A 5,546-nucleotide genomic window follows, 5' to 3' on the forward strand; every position below is an offset into this window, starting at 1 on the left:
AGACGTAGACCTTACCAAGTGATTTTATTTGATGAAGTTGAAAAAGCTCATCCAGATGTATTTAATATTTTTCTTCAGATTTTAGATGATGGAAGATTAACGGATGGTCAAGGTAGAGTTGTAGATTTTAAAAATACCATCATTATTTTAACATCCAATCTTGGCTCAGAATTCATTCAAGCTAATAAAAGCGAGAAATTAGATGAAAGAACGAAGGAAAAAGTATTGGAAGTTGTTAAAAAATCTTTCAGACCAGAGTTTGTAAATAGATTAGATGATATTATTGTCTTTGATAGACTTCAAAAAGAAGAGATTAAAGAGATTGTTAAGATACAAGTAAATAACTTGAAGAATATATTAAAAGATAAAAACTTAACATTTTCAATTACTGACAAGGCCTTAGAGTGGTTAGTAGATAAAGGTTTTGATCAAGAGTATGGTGCTCGACCTTTAAAAAGAGCAATTCAAAAATATATTCAAAATCCAATTGCGAATTTAATCTTAGATATGAAAGATAAAAAATTGGATGCAATTAAAATTGATGTCGATGGCGATCAGTTAGTTCTTAATAATAAAGTATTCGCTATTAATTAAAAATCTACACCCACTGTAAAAGAAACATATTTATCAGCAGTTTTCTGCTCCTTAAATTCTTTTGACTGAATATATTGCGTAAGGGTTAATTTTAAATTTTTATTTCCAGGAATTGGAATTAAAGAGTTTATCCCAACCGCAACTAATCCCACAAAAGGTTCTCTATGGACGTGGTGATTGTTTGCAAAAATATTACCATCTAAAGAAAAATCGTAAGCAACGCCTTTTAATTCAGCGAGCGCAAATAAATGTGCACCTAAGGGAATAGGTAACATCAATTCTCCTTTATCAGTACAAGTTTCAGAGCTTCCTGATGAAGGAGCTGTATTATCGCAACCAGGATAAGAAGGGGTGCTACCAAAATCATTGGGAATATTTAAACCATATCTTCCCTCCAGACCGATATTTAAAGAAGTTTGAATATTTCCAACTTTAATTCCGTAAAATCTTATCAGGTCTTTTGAAATGCCAGGAGTATAAGAATTTTGCTGTAAATCAGATTTAATTTTTTTCTCAATCAACAACATTGCTGCAGGTTCATTACTTAATTGATTATCCCATCCAGCAGCTCGATAAACATTAAATCTGTCATGGACAAAATTTTGACTTTGTCTTGCAAAAGAAGCAGGACCAATAATGCCAAGTGTTAATTCTTTAGTGTCCAAGACTTGTGTGTGATCAGATTGATTCTTATGTCTTTCATTAATGCCAACCGCTAAAGATAAGATACCAGCGTAAGGTCTGTCATTTTTAATGATAGTTGGTGTTTTATCATCCACTGGGGTGTACATTAACTGAGAGCCGCTAAAATAAATATTTTTAGAAAAACCTTCTTTTTTTTTTAATAAATCAGTATCAATAAAGGAAAGCAGATTGCCGTGTAGACGTGTAATAAGAGGCAAACATTCATTTTTTACATCCGTTTTAAAATCATGTGTGACGCCTGATAAAATTACACCACTAGTGTAATTAGAATCTTCGTTATTAAAGTAGTCATTTTCTATTCTAAAATTGTAACTTCTAAAGTCTATCTGTTCGTTTTGATTGCAGTTTGCAAATGATGGAGTTGCAAAAAAAATGAAAAAGAAAAAAAGTACAGGATGTCGCATTAAAAATTAATACACTTTTCACAATTAAGACACAAATAGTTCAAGAATTTATTACATTTGCTCTCTATATGAACTGCATGAAAATAAAAAAACAAACAATAAAACTAGTAAACGGAAATCAAAGTTTTCCAACAGTGGCTATATCTGAACGAACAGTAGAAGAAGTAGCAACGATCGTAGGTGTAGTAGCTTTTGTTGCCGCAGTATTAAGTCTGCCGATTGCAATATTTGTAATGACTTACGGACTTATTCGTTAATAGTTTAATAAAAAAAGATAGATTAGACTTTCTTAAATATAAAAAGGCTTAAAAATTAAGCTTTAGAAAGAGTAATTGCGGCAAAGTTTAATCTGTTTGAGTTCAATTTTTTGAGTAAGTTATTTTTTTTAATAATAAAAATCATTTATACTCCAACGCAAAATGACTAATCGATCTAATAGCGTTGAATTGTTCATCAAAAAAATTTCTGACTATATGTCAGAAGACTATCTTTATGTTGATATCAATACCCCTATAGGGGATGCTATAAAAGATTTACAAAAACAAAAAAAATCAGTCATTTTAGTTAAGCAGCAAAACAAACTTTCTGGAATCATTACAGAACAAGACATTGTAAGAAAAGTCACATTCATTTCAGATCAGAATAAAAAAGTTTCAGAAATTATGACGTCCCCTGTAATTTTTGTTTATCAAGACGATCTTTTATTTCATGCGGTGGGTAAAATGAGGAAGAATAATCTTCGACATTTACCAGTCGTAGATTTGAATTCCAAAGTAGTTGGAATTATTTATGTTAATAAAGCTCTCTATGCTGAACTTGGAGTAGTTACAGAGCAAATTGATCAGATGACATTTGATGAATACGATTCATCAGCGTTAATTAAAATCAAGCAAGAGCAAATAAAAATTGCAGAAAGATTGTTAGATGAAAATACTTCTGCATTAGATATTACTTATTTATTAAGTTTCTTAAATAACGTCATCTTTAGACGTTCTATACGAATTGCAGAACGCAGAGTGAATTCAAAAAATATAATAAAGCATATTCCAGATTACACTGTTTTAGTAATGGGCTCAGGGGGAAGAATGGAAAGTTTTTTATATCCAGATCAAGATAATGGAATTATCTATGAATCCACTGATAAAGAAGACCCAAAAAAAGTTGATTTATATTTTGAAGAACTTGCGAAAGATTTTACAAAATCTTTAGATGATGCAGGAATTCCTTTTTGCAAAGGTAATTTGATGGCAACTAATCCGATGTGGAGAAAAAGTTTGCCAGAATGGAAAAATCAAATTCAAAATTGGGTAGAAACATTAAGTGAGCAGAATCTAATTTACGTAGATATGCTTTACGATTTTAGATCTGTTTATGGAAATACGGAACTTGCAAATGAACTTCGAACATTTATTTTTGATAAGTTAATCGATAAAAAAGTTTTAAAATATTTATTTAAAAATGAAGAAAATAGACAAGCTGGTTTAACTTTTTTTGGTAATTTTGTCTTAGAGAAAAAAGACCCTGAAAATAGAGGATTATTGAATTTAAAAGGTGCTGGAACTTTACCACTAGTTGAGGCTGTAAGAATTTATTCAATCAAAAATCGAATTAATAGATCCAATACACTTGCACGAATTGAAGAATTAAATGCGCGAAAGGTTTTCGATGATCATGAAAAAGATTTTATAATTAGTGCTCACCGTTTTTTAACTTATCTATTACTTAAAAATCAAATTGCTTCTGTAAAAATGGGCAAACCTATCAAAAATTTTATTAACCCAAAATTATTACTAGATAGAGAAAAAGGACTATTAAAAATTTATTTAAGAAAGATTAATGAATTTAAAACAAGAGCAAAGGCGGATATCAGTGAAGAATATTTTTAATAGAATAAGATCTTTTTTGCAAAGAAGAAATGAACTGCGTGGGCTTTCAATTGATAATGCGATTTTTACAATTTTAGACACTGAAACTACAGGCCTTAGCGTCAATGAAGGTCATAAAATTATATCGATTGGCGCTGTCAAAGTAAAAAATAATTCAATTATTGAAAATGAGATTTTAGATGAATTTGTAAACCCAGAACGAGATATTCCTTTTGCTTCAAGAAATATTCATTATATCACTGAGGATAAAGTTAAAGATAAACCAAATATTTATCAATTAGAAAAAAAAATAAATGATTTTATAGATCATACTATTTTAGTGGGTCATAATATTGATTTTGATATTGGTTTTATAAAAAAAAATGCTGCAAAAACTTCACTTGCAGCCACAGCAAAAAAGATAACGAGTATTGATACAATTTTACTTGCTACAGGATTGTATCCAAATCTTGAAAATTATGAATTATCTTTTCTTTGCGATCATTTTAGAATTAAAACATTTGATCAAATTCGACACTCTGCTTTAGGGGATGCTATTATTACTGCAAGATTATTTTTATTCTTAATTGATACTGCAAAAAATAGAAATAATGTTCAAAGTATTGGTGGCTTAATAAATATTTGTAAACAAGGAAGACAAATTCATAGTTTACTAAAAAATCTTGATAAAATTCATTAATATTAGATTTTTAAAATTTAATTATTTTTTTAATTTTATTTATTATTAGTTCTGTACTCTCGGCACCCTGAATAATGATCTGGTCATTAAATGCTATTACAGGAACACCTGAAATTCCTCTATGATGCGCAAACTGATTTTTTTTTAGAATATCATCAATATTCTTTTTATCTTTGAAAGCTTCTTTAATTATTTGTTTATTTAAATTATTTTTAATGCCAATCGTCATTAAATTTTCTGAATCTCCAATGTCATCACCATTAATAAAATAATTTTTAAAAATATTTTCAACAATTAATCTTTGTGTATTCGAGTCGTCAGAAAGATTGATTAATATGTGAGAAAGAATTGTATTAGGAGTAATTTTTATTTGATCTAATTTAAAGTCCAAACCCTCTAGAGCAGCTTGTTCAGTCATGTGATCATACATCGGTTGGGCATTATTTTTGCCGCCAAATTTTTTCTCTAAATAATCGGACCTTTTCATGCCGGATAAAGGCATATCAGGATTTAGTAAGAAAGGAGCATAATGAACTTCAAATTTTTTATCTTTAAATTCTGATAGGGCTTTAAATAATCTATTGTGACCAATGTAGCACCAGCCACAAATTGTATCTAAGTAGATCGTAATTTTCATGTTATGAATTTATAATATAAAAATTAACAAACCAGACACATTAAATATTAGATGGAAAATATTGGTTGGAATTTTGATAATAGCTACACACTTTTACCTCCACATTTAGTTTCGAGAGTAGCGCCAACTATTGTTAAAAATCCAAATATAACAATTGTAAATTACTCGCTTGCTAAACAACTTGGGCTAAATTTTTCTTCCTTAAGTAATGAACAGTTAGCAAAATTATTTACTGGAAATCTAATTCCAAAAGGATCAGAGCCAATAGCACAAGCCTACGCAGGACATCAGTTTGGGCATTTGGTTATTTTAGGGGATGGGCGAGCTATTGTTTTAGGTGAACACATTACTCCAACAAACCAAAGATATGACATTCAATTTAAAGGTTCCGGTAGAACCCCTTATTCAAGAGGGGGAGATGGTAAAGCAGCTCTTGGTCCAATGCTTCGTGAATATATTATTAGTGAGGCGATGTACCATTTAAATATTAGAACAACACGTAGTTTAGCCGTTGCAACGACAGGTGAAAACGTGATGAGAGAAACAGTATTACCTGGGGCAGTTTTAACAAGAGTTGCAGAAAGTCACATTCGCGTTGGCACTTTTGAATATGTTGCAATTAAAAAAGATCTAACAACTCT

Annotated in this window: 7 protein-coding genes; 5 read left to right on the forward strand and 2 right to left on the reverse strand. The window is 30.0% G+C overall.

What is annotated here, in order from left to right:
- On the forward strand, positions 1-594 hold a 594-nt coding region (locus AC8IGH_RS04880; protein WP_507419596.1), incomplete at its 5' end, for an AAA family ATPase.
- Here AC8IGH_RS04880 and AC8IGH_RS04885 read toward each other — a convergent pair.
- A complete protein-coding gene (locus AC8IGH_RS04885) occupies positions 591-1,703 on the reverse strand; it encodes a lipid A deacylase LpxR family protein (protein ID WP_507419597.1) in 1,113 nt (370 codons plus the stop codon). The two genes, AC8IGH_RS04880 and AC8IGH_RS04885, sit on opposite strands and share 4 nt — an antisense overlap.
- A 68-nt stretch (positions 1,704-1,771) precedes the next feature.
- On the opposite strand from AC8IGH_RS04885, the gene AC8IGH_RS04890 reads away from it, so the two are divergent.
- The 3 genes from AC8IGH_RS04890 to AC8IGH_RS04900 all read left to right on the forward strand — a co-directional run bounded on the left by AC8IGH_RS04890 (position 1,772) and on the right by AC8IGH_RS04900 (position 4,268).
- Positions 1,772-1,960: a hypothetical protein gene (locus AC8IGH_RS04890; RefSeq protein WP_507419598.1), complete on the forward strand. Its 189-nt coding sequence runs from the start codon at positions 1,772-1,774 to the stop codon at positions 1,958-1,960.
- Positions 1,961-2,122: 162 nt separating this feature from the next.
- A complete protein-coding gene (locus AC8IGH_RS04895; RefSeq protein ID WP_507419599.1) occupies positions 2,123-3,589 on the forward strand; it encodes a DUF294 nucleotidyltransferase-like domain-containing protein in 1,467 nt (488 codons plus the stop codon).
- Complete coding sequence (locus AC8IGH_RS04900) at positions 3,540-4,268, forward strand: 3'-5' exonuclease (RefSeq protein ID WP_507419600.1); 729 nt, start codon at positions 3,540-3,542, stop codon at positions 4,266-4,268. Before AC8IGH_RS04895 ends, AC8IGH_RS04900 begins: the two co-directional genes overlap by 50 nt.
- 10 nt (positions 4,269-4,278) lie before the next feature.
- On the opposite strand, the gene AC8IGH_RS04905 is transcribed toward AC8IGH_RS04900, so the two are convergent.
- A complete protein-coding gene (locus tag AC8IGH_RS04905; protein ID WP_507419601.1) occupies positions 4,279-4,905 on the reverse strand; it encodes a DsbA family oxidoreductase in 627 nt (208 codons plus the stop codon).
- 51 nt (positions 4,906-4,956) lie between these two features.
- Here AC8IGH_RS04905 and AC8IGH_RS04910 point away from each other — a divergent pair.
- A partial coding sequence (locus AC8IGH_RS04910) for a protein adenylyltransferase SelO family protein (protein WP_507419602.1) occupies positions 4,957-5,546 on the forward strand: 590 nt, incomplete at its 3' end.

This window comes from Candidatus Allofontibacter sp. (assembly GCF_038145245.1).
Classification (GTDB): domain Bacteria; phylum Pseudomonadota; class Alphaproteobacteria; order Pelagibacterales; family Pelagibacteraceae; genus Fontibacterium.